Consider the following 21372-nt stretch of genomic DNA (forward strand, 5'->3'; position numbering starts at 1 on the left):
TATTCTAAAGACGCAGAGGACGCTGTACTGTTATGGCAGACAATTCTTGGCTGACAGAATTTCCGGAGATGTCACGCTCCGATCTTCTGACGATTCGTAAAACACTTGATGGCGCCTATCGCGAATTTTCGCGGAACTATGGTGAAACCATCGAATCTTTCTTCGACCCGCTGCTCCAATTTCTCATCTGGTTCGAAAAACTGCTTCTCGGCACCCCTTGGTGGCTGATGATCGCTATTCTCGCGGGTGTTTCTTATATGGCCAGCCGTTCCTGGAAGCTCGGTGTTGCTGTTATTTTTTCTTTCCTCGCTATCGGTTATTTCGGCATGTGGGAAGACACCATGCGCACAATGAGCATCATATTAGTGTGTACCATGCTCGCCATATTCCTTGGCATCCCTATCGGTATCGCGATGGCTCGCTCAAACCGCGTGCAATCCATGGTCACACCGCTGCTTGATGTCATGCAGACCATGCCAGCCTTCGTTTATCTGATCCCTGTCGTGATGTTGCTGGGCATCGGTAAAATCCCTGGCGTAATTGCGGTGGTTATCTACGCCATTCCACCAGTTATACGCCTGACCAACCTCGGTATTCGGTTGGTCGACAAAGAGGTGCTTGAGGCCGCCACAGCATACGGTGCAAGCCCAATGCAGCGCCTGTTTGGTGTTCAGTTACCGCTGGCGATGCCAACCATCATGGCGGGTATCAACCAAACCATCATGATGGCACTGGCTATGGTAGTTATCGCTTCAATGATCGGTGTGAAAGGCCTAGGCCAACCTGTACTGAAGTCGATCACTAACCAATACTTCACCTTAGGTCTGATTAACGGCCTCGCGATTGTCGCACTGGCAATCATCTTCGACCGCGTATCTCAAAGCTACGCAAAACGTTCACAGCAGCACCTGAGCGGAGGCCACAATGAGTAACACTGAAAACAGCACACCGCTGATCCAGATTAAAGGCCTCTACAAGATCTTCGGCAACAATCCTCAAAAGGTGTTGCCGGATGTGAAAGCCGGTAAATCCAAAGACGATATTCTGGCAGACACTGGCCATACGGTAGGTCTTCAGGACATCAATCTGGACATCGCACGCGGTGAAATCTTCGTAATTATGGGCCTTTCCGGATCGGGTAAATCCACTATGATCCGCCACTTCAACCGTTTGATTGAGCCAACTGAAGGCCAGATCATCGTTGAAGGTGAAGACGTGATGAAGCTGGATGAGAAAGGCCTTCAGAATTTCCGCCGTCATAAAATGTCGATGGTTTTCCAACGCTTTGGTTTGATGCCTCACCGCACAGTGCTGCAAAACGTCGCTTACGGCTTGCAGGTGCAAGGTGTCGACAAGGCTGAACGAGAGAAGAAAGCGACTGATTGGCTTGATACTGTTGGTTTGGGTGGGTACGAACAGCAGTATCCGTCTCAACTGTCCGGTGGTCAGCAACAACGTGTGGGCCTGGCCCGCGCACTGTGTACTGATGCTGAAATCCTGCTGATGGATGAAGCTTTCTCCGCACTCGACCCCCTGATTCGAAGTGAAATGCAGGATCAGTTGATTGGCCTTCAGGAAAAGCTCCACAAGACCATTATCTTCATCACCCATGACTTGGATGAAGCACTTCGTTTGGGCGACCGCATTGCCATCCTGCGTGATGGTAAACTTGTTCAGCAAGGGCGTCCGGTCGATATCCTGCTCAACCCTGCTGACGACTATGTCGAAGCATTCGTTAAAGACGTCAACCGAGCACGTGCACTCACGGTAGATACGGTGATGCAACCGCAAAGTCTGCGTATTAGCTCTGAAACTATTGGTGAAGCGCTGGCTGAAATGCGCAAGGCCAAAGCGGAACACGGTTATTACGTGAATGATGACGGTTACCAAGGTGCTCTGAGCATGGAGAAACTGGAATCGGTAGATTCAGCCCGCCACGGTGACGCTATTGATGAAGCCGTTCTTGAAGAGGTGCCAGGCATCCAGAGTGATGCACTGATTGAAGCAGTGATCCCAGACACGCTGGAACATGAGCTTCCATTGCCAGTACTGGATCAGGATGGCGAAATTCAAGGCGAGCTATCAAGAGCGAGTTTGGTCGAAGTACTTTCCGATCAATCGGCAAGTCACTCGGAGGATAGCGACGCGGAAGCAAAAAAGCCTGAGGCGGCATCCGCCTAACTTATTCTCTTTCCCACCTAAAAAGCGCTTCAATTTGAAGCGCTTTTTTTATTCCAGCACGTGTCTACTATTCAACATATCAACCTCTGTCCCACGTCAGACTTCGCTATACTAGAAGAATATTTATCATTCCTGAGACGGTATCGTGTTCGCAACCAATAGCAAAAGCTCATACGCACACAGCGCCTTCGGCCTAAAGCTAGCGACGATAAACCTGTTCAACTTTATCGAGCCACCGGGCGCATTTTACGAATTCAGCAATATTTACAGCGAAGACCAATGGCGTCAGAAGCGTGCTTGGCTGAATCGTTATATTGGCAGTTACCAACCTGACATCATTGCCTTTCAGGAAGTCTTCAGTGCGTCTGCGCTCAAAGCGCTGCTAGAACCTCTGGGCTATCGCTTCTTTTCAGTGGTGGATGAGCCAGAACCGCTTGAAGATTACATCTACAAAAGTCCCGTTGTGTGTCTGGCATCCCGTTATCCGATCCTGAGTGCCCTTCCCCTTCAAGCAGACCCAGAAGTATCTCAACGTATGGGGATCCAACAGGATTTCGAATACAGCCGTTTGCCTCTGTTTGCGACCTTGGAGCTGCCATCTCTTGGTCAGACCGATATATACGTCGTTCACCTGAAGTCTAAGCGTCCAATCATGGAAGACACGGCGGATGAGGGTGAATCGAAAAAGCTCGCTCAATCCATGCAGGCGGAAATGACAGGCTCATGGGCATCCGCGATTCAGCGTGGCTCAGAAGCCTGTCACTTGATGAACAGCATCATCGAGCGCCGATCTCACACCAATAATCCTGCGATTTTGATGGGCGATTTCAACGATGACCTCCGTTCAGAAGTGCTGCGCGCCTTCCACGTTTCCGGTTTGCGTTCCATCACGGATGACATGGCCGACATGCCTCTCTCACACTACCAACTTCACGACAGTTGGGACTTGTACGTAAAAAGTACCGGAGAGACAGGGTTAGAGCGTCCTCCAACCCATTACTTCCACGCCAAAGGATCGGTGCTGGATTACATTTTGCTTTCCAGTGAATTCAACAGTGGTGATCCCGCAAGCATCGCTGAAGTCGGTGATTTTCACTGCGAAGACACCCATCTGGTGAACCCCAAGTTCGATCAGGATACTTACAGCAGTGACCACGCCATTGTCAGCGTCACTATCTCTCTTCGCCAGTAGCTTTTTCAAACTCTACCCTAGACCGTGCTTTACTTCAGGAGGGCGCAGTTTCTCACTTCAAATCCGCCATGATTTCTCGCGAAAATCATCATCTTGATTAAGCTTATAAGAATGTCTCGTTGTCGATACTGCATTTAAAGGAGCTCGTAATGACTTCTCTATTCGCTAGGAAACTGGCCTGCGTTTTTGCCTTTACACTCGCTGCCTTTATCGCCCTTCCCAGCACAGCTAACACACACGGCGACAAAGAAATTATTCTAGTGAGTGAGGCTTGGGAGGATGCGACAGAAAAAGACGGCTCTGGCCTATATTTCGAGATCATGCGCCGCGTTTTCGAGCCGCTTGGTTACAGCATCAAAACCATCACCACCACCTACTCTCGCAGTATCTACCTCGTGCAAACAAAAAGAATGGACGCCTTTCTAGGGTCTTATATCGATGAGCAAGAACAGGTCCTCTACCCCTACTGGCATTTTGATGCCGAACAAGTCTCAGCTGCCTACAAAGCTTCGGTGATACCGGCCTGGAAAGGCGAAGAAACGCTGGAAAATAGAACGGTCGGCTGGGTAAAGGGCTATGACTACAATGATTACATCGACACCAAATTTACCATCCACGAAGTCAAATCCCGGCGTCAAGGTCTTTCAATGGTTTATTCAGACAGACTGGATGTCTTACTGGATGCGAGAGAAGAACTGATTGAAGAGTTTGAACTTGGCTATTTGAATCGTGATGAGTTTGAGATGGCCAACATCATGGATCTCAAGCTCTATCCAGGGTTTGCCGACACAGAGAAAGGTCAGGAATTACGCCGGATATATGATGAGCGTTTCGAAGAGCTACTGAACAAGGGCGAGATAAAAAGGCTCTACGATGAATATGAATGGGAGTACTTTCCGTTTTCCGTCAATCCATCGCCATAGGGGCTGCTGACCCTAACTAGACATCAAAAAACGCCGCCCACTGGGCGGCGTTTTAGTGTTCATTGGTGTCTATCGGTTATTGGTGACGTCTTGGTAATCACCATCAATCGTCTGCCCTTGGTGGCGTTGTTTAGGGCCGAACGGCGTTTCACGTGTTTCGCTATATGCCTGCTCAAACTGAGCAGCTTGTTGCTCTTGCGCTTTGCGCAGTTTCTTCATGACGAATGGTTTTGCAATTAATGCGCTCACTGAGATCAGAAGGCCAAATACTGCTGCAAACACCAAAGTAAAGAAGCCAAGAATAAGGGTAACCACACCGGTCAGGATTTGTCTCATAGTAATTTCCCGTGGATTAAAATCGTGTTGGCTTCGTATCACTCCTCCCTAACATGCGGCTTAAGGGGTGAAATATCAAGGGGCCTTTACATTTATTTACTGACCAGGTTGTTTATCTGGTCCACCAACAGCGGCACATTTTCCCACAAAATGAAGTGTCCTTCATCTGGCATCATTTTTAATTCTGCCTCTGGCAGTTTTGCCTTCGCAAATAGCGAATTGCCGGGATCGGCCAAATCATCTTCCGCCCCATGCACCAAAACAACCGGCATGTTAAGTGGCGACCAGTCTTTCGCTGCTAACTTTTCCAACTCTTTATCCAATACCATCATTTCTCGGTTCGACTTGAGCAAATCGTCCGGCAGTATCCAGTTCGCCACCAGGGTGTTTGTTAAGTGGTTATACCATTTAGGGGATTCCAATTGCGGATCAAACGCCGATGCGATCAACAACAAGCCATTCACACTGTCTGGTGATAACAAGGCCAGTTGCAACGCTATAGGCCCGCCTAAAGAATGGCCTACCACCCAGTTTTCTTTGCCATCCTCTAGCAATCCCATCAGCGCTTCCGCTTGTCTCTGAATGGACGTTTCTACCGGACGACCAGACTCACCAAAACCGGGGCGATCAACCGAAACAAGTTCCAGATGCTGTAATGCGGGGTGTGACAAGTAGTCGTCATACGCTTCTTTGCTTCCCGGTGAACCATGAATAAACACCACTCGACTTTCAGCATTGGGACTACCCGACACTTTTATCGAAGCGTCAGCGATGTTTGACGCACCAACTTCAATTTTCTCTGCCGTTGCAACGCCTGGGGAAGCCACAAACATTAGAATAAGAAAGGCATTGAGTAACGGCTTTTTCACCATGGTAGAAATACTCCTTGTTACACGATAGCCGGATTCGACTATCATCCGTTTTCGTTGTATACCCAAACAACCTGAAAATGCAGGATTCAGCGAGATTGACTGGTGTTGTGATCGCGGCGTTCCTTTGCCGGTGTAGTCACCTCCATCAAAAAGGAACAACAAAGAGCACGACGTCAGTCAACTCGCCCGAAGGGAGGGCCTCAAGCATCTTCAGGTCGTTTGGGTATAGACCGCTTCAATCCGTTTTTTTCTCCAACCTCGACCTTCTTTGCGTCCAGTTTTCGGTATTAAAAACAAGACTTCGCTGACCTTTTCACTTCCTCATGTGCAGATAGTTACTTATGAGACAGCTTGAGAACACACTGTGAAGGTAGGCTGTCTATTCCCATGTCAATAAGAGGAAGTATGACATGCAAACTCACAAAAAAATCATTATGGCTCTCAAGGCCACATTGCTCATGGTCGCAGCAACCAGTTTGATCGGCTGCTCAACATCACGCCATGAGCAACTAGCAGATTTAGGCTTCAGTACGCCATATATGGAAGGCTATGACGACGGGTGCCACAGCAAAGTCACAGCGGCACGAACCAACAAAGACGGCTACCGCCAGGACCCTGAGCGTATGTTCAAAGAGCCACGCTATGCCAACGGCTGGAATGATGGTTATGAGCAGTGCTTCGTTGCCAATAAAGAATTTTATTAATACGTAATCCCGCTTTCTAGGCAAAAAAAATCCTGCTATTAAGCAGGATTTTTGTTTTCTGTCTGACCCGGATTATTAATCGTGATCACGAGGGAGCAACACGCGCTTCTGCACTTCTTCGCCGTTTGAAAGTTTGGCGGTAAAGACTGCACTGCGGCTATATGGCTCATCAGAAATAACAAAGACGAGGCCATTTTCAGGCGTTACATACTCACCCGAAGCGCCTTTCAATATCACCGTCGCCCCTTCAACAGGTTCGCCGTTTTGCAGCACTTTCACCCATGCACCTTGTCCCGCAGCGACCACTCTCATACTGACATCATCGTTCATCATCCCTGCGCTCGCAGCAGATGAAACAGCAAACAGGCTTAACGCAATCATTGTTTTTTTCATGATGACCTCTCCGTCATTTCTTTTCACACGTCACTCAACCTAAAGATAGAACTGCATCCCACATTAAGCCAGATGACAGATTCGAAAAACTCCAACAAAAATTTCGATATTTAAAGCACATACGTCATACACGAAACTTCATCTCATCCCGACTTTTCCTCATTCGGCATCCGATAGGCGTGAATAGAATCGCAGCGAAAATGTGATGTGTAATATTTTTGCAACATTTTCCGTGAAGTTAGCCAGAGCTGTCCTATATTTAAGACAACTTATATAGGCCATTTCACCCATATCGAGCTGGAACGAGAAAAAAGACAGGAGAAATCATGCGATTGGCATTACCACAAACTATCAAAGCACAACTCTCGAGTGTCGTTTTACTCATACTCTTTTCTGTTGCCGTATTCGCCATTTCTTTCCAGCGATCATTCAGTGAGCTGGAGACATTGGATGGCGCATCCGTAGAAATTCTAAAAAGCCAAACCTCGGTATTAATGCTTCGACGCCATGAGAAAGACTTCATGGCCCGCAAAGAAGCCAAGTACAAAGAAAGGTTTGAAAACGAATACAGCGCGCTGACCCAGAAGTTGCTTACTGCGAAAGCGAAACTCAACGCTCTCGATATGGAAGGCCATGAAGCCATTGATGCCATGTTGTACAAACTGGAGAAGTACCACAGAGACTTTGAAGCCTTGGTGGACCAGCGTATGGAGATTGGCGCCTCTTTCGACTTAGGGTTGAAAGGCACTGCTCGTGCTGCTTCCCATCGGGTTGAAAGAGAAATCCAGAAAGTGGATAACGACATGCTCTACAACAAGCTTTTGATGTTAAGACGCCACGAAAAAGATTTCCTACTGCGCTCTGACACTCAGTATGTCGATAAATTCAACGCCCTGATGGATGAACTATCTCCTGCCATCGCGACGAGTAATATGCCCGCCAGCAACCGTCTTATTATAGAAACCGCACTGCGTGAATATCACAAAACCTTCAATACATTGGCAGCTGGCATGGAAGACATAGGCTTAACACCGCAGAGTGGTTTGCATGGAAGTTTGCGTGCCTCGGTTCAAGAAGCTGAGAGACAAATGAAAGCGCTCAGTGAAGACTTGGTTACCGCCATCGATATCCGGGAGAAAAGTGTTACCAAGCGATTGACGCTGATCGGCGGCGCGTTGGCGATTGTTGTCTGCCTGACACTTGGACTGATTACCCGTTTGGTCACGCACAAAGTTTCCGTTGCGAATGCCTTAATGAAAAAGATCGCCGAAGGCGAAAGCTCACTGCGGGTCCGCATGAACCTCCGTGGTAAAGATGAGTTGTCTGAAATGGCATCTTACTTCAATCAATTTATCGGTAGTCTCCAGCATACGATGGAGAAGATTGCAGGTATCTCTTCAGAACTTTCAAGCAATGCAAGACGCAGCCTGACCATGGCGAGTGATACCGCCACTAATGCAGAAAAGCAACGTTCAGAATCGGATTCAGTGTCGACAGCCATGACGGAAATGACAGCTACCAGCCGCGAGATTGCGGAAAGCGTATCAACAGCGGCAAACGTAGCAAAAGAACTCCAGGATTCAGCGCAAACAGGACGGGCGGTGAACAGCGAAACCTCAGCCAAAGCAAACCAGCTCTCGGAAAGTATGCGCAGCGCCAGCGACAACATGCAGAGGCTTAACGCCGACAGCGAAGAAATTGGCTCGGTGATTGATGTTATCCGCTCTATCACGGAACAAACCAATCTTCTGGCATTGAACGCCGCCATTGAAGCGGCTCGCGCGGGCGATCAGGGTCGCGGCTTTGCTGTTGTCGCCGACCAAGTTCGCGAGCTCGCGATGAAAACCCATCAATCCACAGACGAAATCACCAAAATCATCGAACAGCTGCAAAATGGGATCCGCCATAGTGTCGACTTAATGAACCAAAGCAGTGAAATGGCATCAATCAGCGTTGAACAAGCGCGTGAAGGTGCATCAGTCATGGCTGCCATGGTTTCGCAAATTGAAGATATTGCCGGTCAGAACCTACAAATCGCCACGGCTTCCGAAGAACAGACAGTGGTGACAGAGAGCGTCGACAGAAATATTGTGGCGATTGTTGAACTGGCAGAACACACCGCCAATGCAGCGAAGAAATCAAACCTCTCAGCGTCGGCTATAGAGCAACTCGCCAACGAGCTGGATAAGCTGGTGGGGACCTTTACAGGGCAATCCCAACCTCAACCACGTCAGGAAAAAGAGACCGGCGAACAAGTCGACTTGGAACTGGCGCGCGCATAACACTAGGGTCTGTTCACCCTAGCAGGGCGCTTCGGCGCCCCTGCTTCTTTGCACCAAGCCTTCCCTCTGCCATCAACAAACTACTGCTATATTAATGAAAACACTCAAACATCGGGTTCACTATGAAAAAGCCAGAATTGCCAGTCGATGAAACGTACCGCCTGCAGGTGCTGCATCACCTCAATATTCTTGATACCGGTAATGAAGAGCGCTTTGACAGGCTCACCCGACTCGCCAAACAGATGTTCGGTACAAAAATCGCCGCCATCAGCTTTATTGACACCAATCGCCAGTGGGTAAAATCGGGGATTGGCCTTTCAAGAGAATACCCTCGAGACATCACATTCTGTGCTCACACCATTCTGGATAACGATCCCATGGTGATTGACGATACCCATGCAGACCCGCGATTTTCAGATAATCCACTGGTGCTTGGCGACCCAAAAATCCGCTTCTACGCAGGCTACCCTATTCGACATGTGAGTGGCTCATTACTTGGCACTTTGAGCATTGCTGATGACGAGCCAAGAGGATTTGACGGCGACGATTTACGCTGTATGAAAGATATCGTCGATCTGGTTGAGAATGAATTGGCCGCAATGCAACTAACCACGCAGGACCAACTGACCGGCCTGCTCAATGAGCACGGTTTTGAAGTCCTATGCCAAAACAGCCTCAACATGTGCGAACGCCTGAATGCGCCAGCGTCACTCGTGTTTTTCGATTTACGTGGTTTGAAAATAATTAACCAGCTTCAGGGCAATTTAGAAGGTGACCGGGCTTTGGTCTTTTTTGCCGAGTTGCTGAGATTTGGCTTTCGCGATTCAGACGTCTTGGCAAGGCTGGAAAGCGACAAGTTTGCCGTGCTGATGAGCAACACCCCTATCGCAAACACTCAGGATATTTTGGACAGGTTTAAAGAGCGCGTTGACCGCTATTCAGTGGAAAACAGCCTGCCCTACACGCTGGATTACTATGTCGGTGTCTCTTGGGCAGAGCCTGAAGGCGATTATGATTTTGGACAACTGTTGGATATAGCCCGCAATCTGGCGCTCAAGGCTAAAGGTTAGCTGTGCCTACAGCCGAAAACGCTCACATTTGGTTTCTCAACGTTGATCAGTGCATCACGGTCGAAAACAGGTTGATGATAACCACACCTGCAACGATGAGTGACATTCCCAATATTGCAGCCAAATCCAGTTGCTGCCCATAAAACATCCACGCCACCAGCGAAACCAAGAGAATGCCCGCTGCACTCCAGATAGCGTAGGCCACGCCCAGAGGCATTGTCTTCACAGTAATCGACAACATATAGAATGAAATCGTGTAGCAAAGCAGCACGGTGGTCGTTGCAATGGGTTGAGTGAAAGACTGGGTTTTCGGCATCATCGAGGTTGCAACAATCTCAAACAGAATAGCAACGGATAAAGTGACGAGCGGCGGTAATGTGGTGAGGAGTTTCAGCATAATGTCTCAAGCAGGTTGCGATTGTTTTGGCTTCCTGCCTCACAAATAACGGAGCCCCGACGATGCGGGGCCCGTTACACCCATACCTAGCTAGCAGCATGGGTAACGATAAGCTTGCGATTATACGCGGTTCGCAGCGTATTCGTTAAGCTCTTCTACAGAAACTGCAGTGATGAATTCGTCGTTCAGGAAGAAGTTCACCATCTCGCCTTCTTTCTCGCCACGCAGAACTTGCGTCGAGCCATCTGCGTATGCAACAGACATTTCCAGAGACTTGTCGTTGATTTGCTTAACGTCAGCAGCAGAAATCTTGATTGGCGCGGTGGTCAGATCTTTGTCCAGCTTCTGGTTGATCTTGATAACAGCGCTCATTGGCGTATCAGCAACCGCTGGTGATTTGCCAGAGATTGGGTTGGTGCCTGTCCAGAACTCAATTGAGTTGAAGATGAACAGGTCAGCTGCTGCAGCTACGCCGTAAACTGGGCTCATCAGTACGTACAGACCTGCACGAGCATAGCGGTTGTCTACTGCAGACAGGTTCAGTTTCATCACTGCACCTGACGTTGCCATTTGACCAATACAACCTGTCAGAGACACTGTCAGAACTGCTGCCGCAACAGCTTTGATTGCAAATTTTTTCATCGTTTTACACACTGCGAGTTTAAAAAGTCGGCGAAGTATACAGTGTATTTTTACGAAGAAAAGAGGCGAAAATGAACACCTTCACTAGTCTGGCAACAACTGATTTACAGACGTTTGTAAGAGCAATGTCAGCGCGGTTAATTCGTCGTTAATGGCTGAGCGTATCCGTCTGTTTTCATTAACGGAGCGAATCTCACTTATTCACACGACAAATATTAACAAAAGGAAATCCGGATTCGTTCGTTTGCTTATATTTTAACCAGTGAATTTCCCCTCACAGCCTTCAAGTCAAGTGCAAGCCGTCAGACTTTCTTATACAATCCTCCACCTTCGATCTCTGAGATGCCGTCATGAACCGTAAAAAGAAAATCATCCAAACGCTGAAAAAGAAAGATAAGAAACAAAAAGCCAAGCTGAACAAAAGTAATAAGCCGCGCTACATTTCCAAAGCAGAGCGTGAAAAGCTGGCGGCAGAGGAAGTGCAAGCCGAGTCAACCGAGAATCAAGAGCAAGCACAAACCTCTGAGTAAGTGATACCACGCGCGTTTTTCTTCCCCCATGCAATGGAATGCAACCTGATCCCTGCCCTCTCCTGTTCATGACATAGAATATTGCGATAGAGTGATCGCGCCAAAATGAAAAGGAGAAAGGCATGTCAGCACCAAGTTGGGACTTTTCGTTCGTCTACCAAAGCCTTCAAGACACTACACTACAAAACGATCTCGCGCGCTGCAGCGATAACATTGCAGCACTGAAGAACCTCTCACCGGATACCATTGAAAACTGTCAGCATGCGCTGACTTTGTTGGATGAAGCCTCTACATTGCTTCAATCTGTCTCAAGCTATGCAGGATGCCTCTCAACCGTGGATGCCACTAATGCAGAAGCCAAGGCTGTCGTGGTGAAAACCGATGTGATGGATTCCAGCCTCAATCAAGCGTTCAGCCCATTTGAAGACAAGCTATCCTCCTGCGACGATGTGTTCTTTGAAGATGTATTGGCGGGCTCCGATGCCACAGGTAGCTATCAGCGCCATGCGTTTCGTCTTTCCCGACTGCGCGCGCAGCAAGCTTTCCGTCTTTCCGTTCCCGAGGAGCAATTGCTTTCAGCCATGCAGGTCGACGGGAAAAACGCTTGGGGCCGTCTCTACGACGACATCACAGGCACACTGAAAGTCAGCCTGAAATTCCCAGATGGCAGCGAAGAAGAGATGGGGCTGTCACAGGCAGCAAGCCTGCTTTACGGCGGAGATACCTATCGACGCGAGCCAGCCTGGCATGCCATTCGCGAAGCGATGGGAAAACAGGAAGTGACCTTTGCGGCTATCCTGAATGCCCTCGCAGGCAATCGACTCACCGAGTACGAAAAACGCAGCCACACCAAGCCACTGCATTTCCTCGCCCCTGCGCTTGAAGAAGCCCGTATAGAGCAACCGACACTGGACGCCATGCTGGATGTCACCAAAGCTAGCCAGGATCTTTCCCGTCGCGCTGCAAAAGCGATGGCAAAAGTGTTCGGCACAGAGCAGCTAAAACCTTGGGATGAAATGGCAGCAATGCCATCATTCGGTGCATCCAAGCCAGCAAACTATTCTTTTGATGACGCGATTGCGATCATCCGCAAAGCCTTCGACAGCGTCGACCCTGAAATGGCGAAATTCGTTGACATGATGGTTGAACAAAACCTGATTGATGCTGCGCCTCAACCTAACAAGAGCATGGGTGCCTACTGCACTAAGATTGCCAAAACCCGCACCCCACTGGTGTTTATGAGTTTTGGCGGCAGCATGTCTGATGTATTGACGCTTGCCCATGAGCTGGGCCACGCATTCCATAACTGGGTGATGCGCGACATGCCATTTGTTGAAACCGAATACCCAATGACACTGGCAGAAACCGCCTCCATTTTTGCAGAAAACGTGGTGCGTGATGCGCTGCTCGAGCAGGCAGAAAGCGACCACGACAAGCTGTTGATGCTGTGGGAAGAAGCCCAAACCGCCGTTGCGCTCATGCTCAACATTCCGGTCCGATATGGGTTTGAAAAAGCCTTCTATGAGAAAAGACAACAAGGCGAATGCTCACCAGCACAACTTCGCTCGCTGATGGCAGATACCTGGAATGAATGGTATGGCGATGCCATGTCAGAGCCTAACGACCTCTTCTGGGCAACCAAGCTGCATTTCAGCATCGCAGAAATCAGTTTCTACAACTATCCGTATCTGTTCGGTTATCTGTTCAGTACCGGTGTGTACGCAAGACGCGCAGAGAAAGGTGCTGCATTCTACGGTGATTACAAAGCCCTGCTAAGAGACACAGGCAGAATGAGTGCAGAAGACGTAGCAAAAGCCCATTTGGACGTGGATTTGACTAAGCCGGAGTTCTGGCAGCAAAGCATCCAGATTGCTGAAAAACGTATCGAAGCGTTTGAAGCGCTGGTCGAAAAAATCTAGCACTTGATTCCAGATACAAAAACACCCGCCGAAGCGGGTGTATTTCTTTGCGTGAATGAAGGTGGGATTAACCTTCAATACCACGTGATTTCAGGAACTCAGAATATGTTCCTTTGAAGTCAGTGATCTTACCATCACGGATTTCGATAATGCGGGTCGCCAGCGAGTCTACGAACACACGGTCATGCGATACGAAGAACAATGTGCCTTTGAATTGCTCCAATGCCGTGTTCAACGATTCGATAGATTCCATGTCCATGTGGTTGGTTGGTTCGTCCATCAGCAACATGTTTGGCTTGTGCATCATGATTTTGCCAAGCAACATACGTCCTTGCTCACCACCAGACAGCACTTTGACAGACTTCTTGATGTCATCTTGAGAGAACAGCATACGGCCAAGGAAGCCACGAACGGTTTGCTCGTCATCACCTTCTTGCTGCCACTGGCTCATCCACTCCATCAGGTTCATGTCTTTTTCAAAGTCATGAGCATGATCCTGCGCGTAGTAACCGATGTTTGAATTCTCAGACCACTTGTATTCACCGGTACGTGGCTCTAGCACACCTGCCAGCGTATTCAGAAGAGTGGTTTTACCCACGCCGTTCTCACCAATGATCGCAACGCGCTCGCCCACTTCAAAAATGCCGCTGAAGTTCGCGAACAAATCAGCCTCAAAACCTTGGCTCAGATTCTCGACTTCCAGTGCGTTACGGAACAGCTCTTTTGACTGCTCAAAACGAATGAATGGGTTCTGACGGCTTGATGCCTTCACTTCACTCAGCTGGATCTTGTCGATTTGCTTCGCACGTGAAGTCGCTTGTTTTGCTTTAGAGGCGTTTGCAGAGAAACGCGCAACGAAGGTTTGCAGCTCAGCAATCTGTGCTTTCTTCTTCGCATTGTCTGCCAGCAAACGCTCACGCGCTTGTGTCGCTGCTGTCATGTATTCGTCGTAGTTACCTGGATAAATGCGAAGTTCACCGTAGTCCAGGTCAGCCATGTGGGTACACACTGAGTTCAGGAAGTGACGGTCGTGCGAGATAATGATCATGGTGCAGTTACGCTCGTTCAGCGTATCTTCCAGCCAACGAATGGTATCGATATCCAGGTTGTTCGTTGGTTCGTCAAGCAGCATGATGTCTGGGTCTGCAAACAGTACCTGCGCCAGAAGCACACGCAGTTTCCAGCCCGGCGCTACCGCGCTCATCAAGCCGTAATGTTGCTCAACAGGAATACCTACCGCCAGCAGCAGTTCACCCGCTTTGGACTCTGCCATGTAGCCGTCCATCTCCGCGAATTCCACTTCCAGGTCAGCTACACGCATGCCGTCTTCTTCGCTCATTTCTGGCAGAGAATAGATACGGTCACGTTCTTGTTTCACAGCCCAAAGCTCTTTATGGCCCATGATAACCGTGTCGATAACTGTAAAGTTCTCGTAGGCAAACTGATCCTGGTTCAGCTTGGCAACACGCTCATTAGGATCAACGCTGATATTACCGCTGGTTGGTTCCAATTCACGGCTCAGGATCTTCATAAACGTTGATTTACCACAGCCGTTCGCGCCGATAAGGCCGTAACGGTTACCTTCACCGAACTTTACGGAAATGTTTTCGAAAAGTGGCTTGGCGCCGAATTGCTGGGTGATATTAGCTGTACTAAGCAAGGCAATAATCCTGAACTGAGAATGGAAAACGCCGCAAGGGTACAGAGTTCGCTCCAGTACTTCAAGCAAACAGCGAAACAAGTCACATTTCTGTCATTCACAGCCCGGTTTAACAACAAAAGTTTGCGCCAAGTCCCAAGCTCCCACATTCGGCCTGCAAGGCCCCAAATTCAGAGAATTTGTAACTACACTTACTGGATTACTCTGTCTCAAATTAAATACAACCGTTGGCAGTCCTGAACACTTTTGAGAGCGCTATGAATACAAAGATCATCTCGACATTCTTCCGCTTGAATACCCTGCCCGTGCTTGGTGTGGTTTTGGGGGCTTTTCTCTCCACTTTGTTGGTTGCCGTTGCGTCTTCCAATGCCTCAGCAGACGCTGGTGCCAAGCAGGTGCTGCATATCAACGCCTTTCACCGCGGTTATGGTTGGAGTGACGAAATCGAAAGTGGCATTCGCGACACCTTCGATGCAATGGGGACAGAGATCGATCTTTCCGTGGTCTATCTCGACACATTAAGATATCAAGAGGAAACCGTCAGTGAAAAAGTCGCCGAGCTTTTGGCAATCAAACAAGTTGCCGATGCCACCGATTTGGTCATCACTTCTGACAATGCCGCGTTAGATTTTGCGCTTCTCCATCAAAAGGAGCTGTTCCCGAAACAACCCATCCTCTATACCGCTCTGAAAGACTACCCAGCCGATGGATTAAACACCGCTATCAATACCACAGGGATTTCCGAGTACACCGATTATAAAAATGCCGTGGACCTCGCCTTGTCCCAGCACACTGACGCCCGCTCTATTGTGTTTGTGGGAACCACAAACGAAGGCCATAACAAACGTGTTGTCGACATCGTGAGGGAGAGCGTGCTTCCTGCTTACGCCGATATCCTTGATACTGAGATCATCGTCGACAAGTCTATAGAAGCATTGGACGCAGAGTTAAGCCAGTTTCCAGCACACTCGCTGATTTTCCTTTTGAGCAATACCCTGCCTAAATCCGATGGTTCCGAATACAGCCCAGCAGAAACGGCAAGACTCCTTTCGTCTATCGCTCCGTTCCCTGTTTATACCTATTGGCATTCCCATATCGGTCACGGTGCGATAGGCGGTCAGATAGTCACAGGTTATAGCCAGGGTAAAGCTGCGGCTCAGCTGGCACTCGAAGTGCTTTCAAAGGATGTTGCAACGCCCCTTCCTTCCGCCATGTCAGCACCTGCCTCACTGTTTTTTGACCTTGAATCCATGGAGAAGCACAAGGTATCTCGCGACGACCTACCAGAGGGCACCCGCTTCATTAACTACCAACCGCCGATCTGGCAGGAATACAAAACCGAAGCCTTGACTACTTTGGTGATTATCTTCGGTTTAGCCTCACTGGTGCTTGCCTTCTCTTTACTGACCAAAAGACAAAGTGAAACCATCCACCAGATCAGTGATGAGAATGTAGAGCTGACACACGCACTGGATTTGAATCAGGAGGCGCTGGACGATGTCACGCACCAACTAGAAGAAGTAAATCCGATTGATGAACTGACAGGATTGAGCAATTTCCGTCACTTCAATGACATGCTCGATAAAGAGCTTCGCAGAGCCAGCCGCTACAAAACCCCTCTCAGCTTGCTGATGATTTCCGTCGATAAATTTGAGGAATACAAATCAGCCCAAGGAGAAGAAGCCGCGAATACTGTACTGACAGACATCAGCAAAGTGATCTCCGAAACCTGCCAGCGTTCATCCGATGTACTTGCCCATTTGGTGGATGAAAAATTCGCCATCATTCTTCCCCATACGAGCCGAGAAAACTCGCACATAGTCTGTCAAAAGCTACATGATCAACTGAAGGTCAAAAATCTGCCTTTCGTCCTGTCCCAAACAGGTGCTGTCACCCTTAGCATCGGCTTGTCATCTCTCGAAGCCAGTGGTGAGCGTATAAACCCACAGCACATGTTCAATACCAGCGAAATGATGAGAATAGATGCGGAGAGGCAAGGCGGAAACGACACCCGATCAGACGTTATCGCCACTCACTCTGAGCCGGGTTCCTCAAGCAACGGTTAAGCGTCCGCTGCAACTTCCCTTCACTCCCAAATAGCACCGATCATCTTCATATCGGTGCTTTTATCGCATTGGCCTAACAGTCTTCACAAAATGGGTTAGTGTGAGCGTGTTGGTTGTTTTTCCTTAATTATTTTACGGAAAAGCTACTGTGCATCCGAAATACCTTATCGAAAGGCGCGCATGAATTATGCTGCGCCTCTTTTTTAGCCCAACAACTAGAACATCTCTACCCATAACAATGAATCGAGAATCAAAATTCTCGAGCATCTTCACCAATATAAGGACAGATAGGTATTTCACGGTAAAACAATAAAAACTAACATCGCATTTGTTAGGAAAGATAGAGCACAATGAACCCTACAATCGCATACCTAGAGCGCACGCGCGTTCTCGTCGTCATCGGAATTTGTTCTGTAATTGCATACATTACAGGCTTTCTTTTCGGCGGCGCATTTTTCTATCATCTAGCCATTTCACTTGGCTACGGTATCACCTTCAACTTTCTCCACGTTTTTCTGCTGCGAAACTTCCCCCAATGGTCAAACCCGGTACGCACCGCAATTGCTATTGCGACAGGATCGATCATTGGCACCATGAACATGCAGCTGTGGATATACCAATATCGTGGATTTTGGCGCCCTGAAGTCTTGCTTCCTACGCTTATCTTTACGGTTTCAGTAGCTATATTCACAGCTTGTTTCTTTATCATGCGGGAGCGGGCAAGAAGGGCCGAGAATGAACTAAAAGATTCAAAACTCCAGCAAACCGAGCAGGAAAAAGCTCTGATAAACAGTCAGCTCAAAAGCCTACAAGGTCAGATGGAACCCCACTTTCTATTCAATACGCTTGCTAACATTCAGGTGCTGATAGATATCGATGCCCCAAAAGCCAAGCTGCTGCTCGAGAAAATCACAGATTTGCTTCGTGCCAGCCTCAAACAGCAGCGCAAAGACACTGTTTCACTTAACGACGAGTTAAAGCTTCTAGATAGCTACCTCTCTATTCAACAAATCCGTCTGTCAGATCGCATGGGGTTTGAAATCAAGGTTGACCCTTCTATTTCAAAACAAACCCGTATTCCACCCTTTCTGATCCAACCAGCCGTAGAGAATGCAGTGGTTCATGGTATTGAGCCTGCAGTAAAAGGGGGCTACATCCAAATCAGTTTTTCGAAGCAGGAAGACATGCTCACTGTTGAAGTGTGCGACAACGGTATCGGTTTCAATGACGGATCCAAAGGAAATGGTGTCAGCATGAAGAACGTGAAGGAACGCCTTTCAACCCTCTATGGTGAAAAAGGCCAGCTGAAACTCATTCCCCATCATGGAGGGGGATTCACCACAAGGATTTCATTTCAATGCGAGCAATAATTGCGGACGACGAGCCGATTCTCCGTCATCACTTAAGTCGGCTTCTCGGGGCCGTATCTTCTGAGATTGACGTTGTAGCTAGCGCGAAAGACGGTATTGAGGCGCTAGACCTCATCAAAAAACTTCAACCCGACGTGGTATTTCTTGATATCAGAATGCCGGGGCTGGATGGACTGGAAGTGGCAAACCTGATCAGCGATATGAAAAAGCCACCCCGCATCGTTTTCGTAACGGCATATGATCACTATGCCATCGAGGCCTTTGAGCAAGGTGCCATTGATTACCTTATCAAGCCCATTGATGAAAAACGCCTAACCAAAACATGTTCTCGCTTAAAAACGCGCTCCAAACCCACGCTAAATGCTGACGAGCTGACCCAAATTCTTTCTCAGACAAAGGAGAAAGCAGCACAACCACTCACTTGGTTAAAAGCGGCAAAAGGTGAAGATATCCATCTTATTCATGTTGATGATGTCGAATACTTTCGGGCAGAAGACAAATACGTCACCGTCGTAACTAACGACGCTGAATACATCATCCGCACTCCGCTCCGCAACCTTTCTCAGATGCTGTGTGAAGAAACCTTCTGGCAAATTCACCGCTCTGTCATCGTGAAAGTGTCCGCGATAAATCGTGTATTTAAGGACATGACCGGCAAATGGTGGTTGAAGTAGCTTCCAATCAGAGCCAACTTCCCGTGAGCCGAAATGCGCACGCTTTGTTCAAGCAAATGTAACCGATACCCAAACACTCTGAAGACGCTCGCATTCAGCATCTTCAGAGTGTTTGGGTGTCTATCACCTCGTTTTCGGTTCAAATCGTCCAAATGCGGTTTATCGGCGAAAAATGCATTTGGTCTCATCGCACTTTTCTTTTCTCTAACCTGTTGTAGCTTGGCGTCGTGAAAGGACAAGGAAACACTCAAGGAGAAGGACAATGTACATCAAGGACAATTGGCTGAGTCGCATAGCGCTGTTAGCTATTGTCGGATTCGTTGTCGTTTCCGTTTTGTGGTTTAAGCAAGTTAACGCCGGCCCGATGCAAAAGACGCTTCAAGACGCCTTTGTAGATGCCAGCACGGGCGACCGTAGCGCAGGGGATCACGTACTGAGCGCCGTCGAAAACCTGCTTATCCAGTATCCCGAAGATGCCCTGTTGACCGCCTATTACGGCAGTACTATGTCGATGAAAGGACGTGATGCGTGGCTACCTTGGAACCGCCAGAAGTATTCAGAAATTGGTGTCGAGTCGTTAAATAAATCACTCAAAAGACTATCGGACGAGTCGTTTAACAAACCTTATTACGGGCTCAATGAAGGGCTTTACATACAGTCGCTTGCTGCCATCACCTTCATTAGTCTGCCTGAATCTTTCGAACAACGAGATCGTGGTTTTGAAATGCTGAAAACCATGATGGCGTCTGAAGAACTCGGTTACTACCCTTTCGGGCCACGTGCTTGGATACACATTGAAGCGGTAAAAGCCGCTATTGATATGGAAGAAACAAGCACAGCGACCCAATGGGCAAATGAAATGCAGCGCCTTGCACCTACCCATCCTTATACCCAACAAGCGCTGGAATTGGTGACAAACTAACCAAGCACACCTTGCTTACGCAACTTTCTGCCCATCAATGATGTCTATACCCAAACAACTTGAAGATGCAGGATTCAGCGAGTTTGACTGGCGTTGTGATCGCGGCGTTCCTTTGCAGGTGTAGTCATCTCCATCAAAAAGGAACAACAAAGAGCACGACGTCAGTCAACTCGCCCGAAGGGAGGCCCTCAATGCGCCCACTTCTTCGTTAAATTCCACGGAAATAGAACCACTATTCCTCGAGATATTTGTCTCGAATTGAACGCATTGATGGCCTCTGAATTCGAGTATCTTCAAGTTATTTGGGTATATAGCATTATCTCCACGATTCCACGATGAGGCGAAGTCATGTCCATACGTTTATTTTCTGTTGCCATAGTCCTGTTCCTAAGCGGCTGTGCCAAAAGTGTTTACACTGACTTTGACCAGCAGTTCGCTTATCAAGATATTCAGACCTACGATATCGCCGTCAAACCTTCAACTTCTCCCGTATCACTGGACGACAGCCGCATTGAGCGCGCATTGGAACGTGAAATGGCCACCAAAGGCATTAAAGAAACCGACACTTCCCCCAACGTGACGCTTCGCTATTTCGTTCAGCCAAAAACGGAAGCCATTGCACATGGCCCTTCAATCAGCTTCGGTTACGGTTCACGCCGATTTGGCGCAAGATATGAGACCCCAATTCGCATTGAAGAGCGAGATTACGGTCAACTGGTCGTAGAAATGGTGGACAATCAGAGCAATCAAGTCATTTGGCGTGCAGTATCAAACCGCAAACTGACGGATAGCATGACCCCTTCAAGTAAGAATGAGTTCATCAATGAGCAGGTGAAAGACATGTTTGCAAACTTCCCTCCTTCAAATGGTGAAAAGTAAGCAAGTTAATACTCACTTTTATGCCCCTTTAGGGCATTAACCTACTATCCATCCTATTTTAGACAGCTAACTTCGTCTCTCTTGCTGCTCAATGCTTCGAGCAGCAGAGTATTGACCTCCAATACTCAAATTTCAGCCGACTATTTTAGGAATTCATCTCAGTAAAAGACTTTCCAGTAAAATCTGCATTTAACACCGCATTTATAAACATTTGAATAAAAGGCAACCGATTACAAATGTGATTTAACTTATCCTTCAAATCCACCTGGCATGAAAATAAATGTTCTAATTCATTAAGTTAAATAAAGGCATTCAAAGTAACCCTCAAAAGCAGGGGTTATTCGATTGACATCACACATT

The 21372-nt window shown here is 48.2% G+C and carries 19 protein-coding genes and 1 pseudogene; 14 read left to right on the forward strand and 6 right to left on the reverse strand.

All coding sequences use genetic code 11. The features are described 5' to 3' along the window. Positions 1–32: 32 nt before the first annotated feature. The 4 genes from G5S52_RS20345 (at position 33) to G5S52_RS20360 (ending at position 4296) form a co-directional block, all read left to right on the forward strand. On the forward strand, positions 33–932 hold the full coding sequence (locus G5S52_RS20345) for an ABC transporter permease (protein WP_165018051.1): 900 nt from the start codon (positions 33–35) through the stop codon (positions 930–932). After that, positions 925–2181, forward strand: coding sequence for a quaternary amine ABC transporter ATP-binding protein (locus G5S52_RS20350; RefSeq protein ID WP_165018055.1), 1257 nt, complete (start codon positions 925–927; stop codon positions 2179–2181). The genes G5S52_RS20345 and G5S52_RS20350 overlap by 8 nt, the downstream gene beginning before the upstream one ends. Positions 2182–2326: 145 nt before the next feature. Then, entirely contained in the window at positions 2327–3373 is a 1047-nt protein-coding gene (locus G5S52_RS20355) for an endonuclease/exonuclease/phosphatase family protein (RefSeq protein WP_165018058.1), read from the forward strand. Positions 3374–3522: 149 nt separating this feature from the next. After that, positions 3523–4296: a substrate-binding periplasmic protein gene (locus G5S52_RS20360; protein ID WP_165018061.1), complete on the forward strand. Its 774-nt coding sequence runs from the start codon at positions 3523–3525 to the stop codon at positions 4294–4296. A 69-nt stretch (positions 4297–4365) separates the two neighbouring features. Here the strand turns inward: G5S52_RS20360 and G5S52_RS20365 are convergent, their stop codons facing one another. Both G5S52_RS20365 and G5S52_RS20370 read right to left on the reverse strand, forming a co-directional pair. Next, positions 4366–4632 (reverse strand): hypothetical protein, encoded by a 267-nt coding sequence (locus tag G5S52_RS20365; protein ID WP_165018064.1) that lies wholly within the window; start codon positions 4630–4632, stop codon positions 4366–4368. A 92-nt stretch (positions 4633–4724) separates the two neighbouring features. Continuing rightward, on the reverse strand, positions 4725–5549 hold the full coding sequence (locus G5S52_RS20370; protein ID WP_235956436.1) for an alpha/beta fold hydrolase: 825 nt from the start codon (positions 5547–5549) through the stop codon (positions 4725–4727). A gap of 365 nt (positions 5550–5914) precedes the next feature. Here G5S52_RS20370 and G5S52_RS20375 point away from each other — a divergent pair, with 365 nt between their 5' ends. Further along, entirely contained in the window at positions 5915–6208 is a 294-nt protein-coding gene (locus tag G5S52_RS20375; RefSeq protein WP_165018067.1) for a hypothetical protein, read from the forward strand. A 75-nt stretch (positions 6209–6283) separates the two neighbouring features. Here the strand turns inward: G5S52_RS20375 and G5S52_RS20380 are convergent, their stop codons facing one another. After that, on the reverse strand, positions 6284–6601 hold the full coding sequence (locus tag G5S52_RS20380) for a hypothetical protein (protein WP_165018070.1): 318 nt from the start codon (positions 6599–6601) through the stop codon (positions 6284–6286). Between the two features lie 326 nt (positions 6602–6927). Between G5S52_RS20380 and G5S52_RS20385 the strand changes: the two genes are divergently transcribed. Together G5S52_RS20385 and G5S52_RS20390 are read left to right on the forward strand one after the other, a co-directional pair. Then, positions 6928–8883 carry a methyl-accepting chemotaxis protein gene (locus G5S52_RS20385; protein ID WP_165018072.1) on the forward strand — a complete coding sequence of 652 codons (1956 nt, stop codon included), beginning with the start codon at positions 6928–6930 and terminating at the stop codon, positions 8881–8883. Between the two features lie 122 nt (positions 8884–9005). Beyond that, positions 9006–9953: a GGDEF domain-containing protein gene (locus G5S52_RS20390; RefSeq protein ID WP_165018074.1), complete on the forward strand. Its 948-nt coding sequence runs from the start codon at positions 9006–9008 to the stop codon at positions 9951–9953. A gap of 46 nt (positions 9954–9999) precedes the next feature. Here G5S52_RS20390 and G5S52_RS20395 read toward each other — a convergent pair whose 3' ends face one another. Together G5S52_RS20395 and G5S52_RS20400 are read right to left on the reverse strand one after the other, a co-directional pair. Further along, on the reverse strand, positions 10000–10350 hold the full coding sequence (locus G5S52_RS20395) for a DMT family transporter (protein WP_165018076.1): 351 nt from the start codon (positions 10348–10350) through the stop codon (positions 10000–10002). A 120-nt stretch (positions 10351–10470) separates the two neighbouring features. Further along, positions 10471–10992 (reverse strand): DUF3332 domain-containing protein, encoded by a 522-nt coding sequence (locus G5S52_RS20400; protein WP_165018078.1) that lies wholly within the window; start codon positions 10990–10992, stop codon positions 10471–10473. Positions 10993–11342: 350 nt separating this feature from the next. On the opposite strand from G5S52_RS20400, the gene G5S52_RS20405 reads away from it, so the two are divergent. Beyond that, positions 11343–11522 carry a DUF2986 domain-containing protein gene (locus G5S52_RS20405; protein ID WP_002541141.1) on the forward strand — a complete coding sequence of 60 codons (180 nt, stop codon included), beginning with the start codon at positions 11343–11345 and terminating at the stop codon, positions 11520–11522. A 122-nt stretch (positions 11523–11644) separates the two neighbouring features. After that, positions 11645–13441, forward strand: a complete 1797-nt coding sequence (locus G5S52_RS20410) for a M3 family oligoendopeptidase (RefSeq protein ID WP_165018080.1) — start codon at positions 11645–11647, stop codon at positions 13439–13441. 67 nt (positions 13442–13508) lie between these two features. On the opposite strand, the gene G5S52_RS20415 is transcribed toward G5S52_RS20410, so the two are convergent. Continuing rightward, complete coding sequence (locus G5S52_RS20415; protein WP_165018082.1) at positions 13509–15101, reverse strand: ABC-F family ATPase; 1593 nt, start codon at positions 15099–15101, stop codon at positions 13509–13511. A gap of 257 nt (positions 15102–15358) precedes the next feature. On the opposite strand from G5S52_RS20415, the gene G5S52_RS20420 reads away from it, so the two are divergent. The 5 genes and pseudogenes from G5S52_RS20420 (at position 15359) to G5S52_RS20440 (ending at position 21012) form a co-directional block, all read left to right on the forward strand. Next, positions 15359–17167, forward strand: a complete 1809-nt coding sequence (locus G5S52_RS20420) for a GGDEF domain-containing protein (RefSeq protein WP_165018084.1) — start codon at positions 15359–15361, stop codon at positions 17165–17167. A gap of 350 nt (positions 17168–17517) precedes the next feature. Beyond that, positions 17518–18537, forward strand: a complete 1020-nt coding sequence (locus G5S52_RS20425) for a sensor histidine kinase (RefSeq protein ID WP_165018086.1) — start codon at positions 17518–17520, stop codon at positions 18535–18537. Continuing rightward, positions 18525–19273: pseudogene (locus G5S52_RS20430) on the forward strand (LytR/AlgR family response regulator transcription factor). The gene G5S52_RS20425 and the pseudogene G5S52_RS20430 overlap by 13 nt, the downstream one beginning before the upstream one ends. Before the next feature lie 200 nt (positions 19274–19473). After that, on the forward strand, positions 19474–20133 hold the full coding sequence (locus tag G5S52_RS20435; RefSeq protein ID WP_165018088.1) for a hypothetical protein: 660 nt from the start codon (positions 19474–19476) through the stop codon (positions 20131–20133). A 348-nt stretch (positions 20134–20481) separates the two neighbouring features. Further along, positions 20482–21012, forward strand: coding sequence for a DUF4136 domain-containing protein (locus tag G5S52_RS20440; RefSeq protein WP_165018089.1), 531 nt, complete (start codon positions 20482–20484; stop codon positions 21010–21012). Positions 21013–21372: the final 360 nt, after the last annotated feature.

This window comes from Grimontia sedimenti (assembly GCF_011045095.1).
Lineage (GTDB): Bacteria > Pseudomonadota > Gammaproteobacteria > Enterobacterales > Vibrionaceae > Enterovibrio > Enterovibrio sedimenti.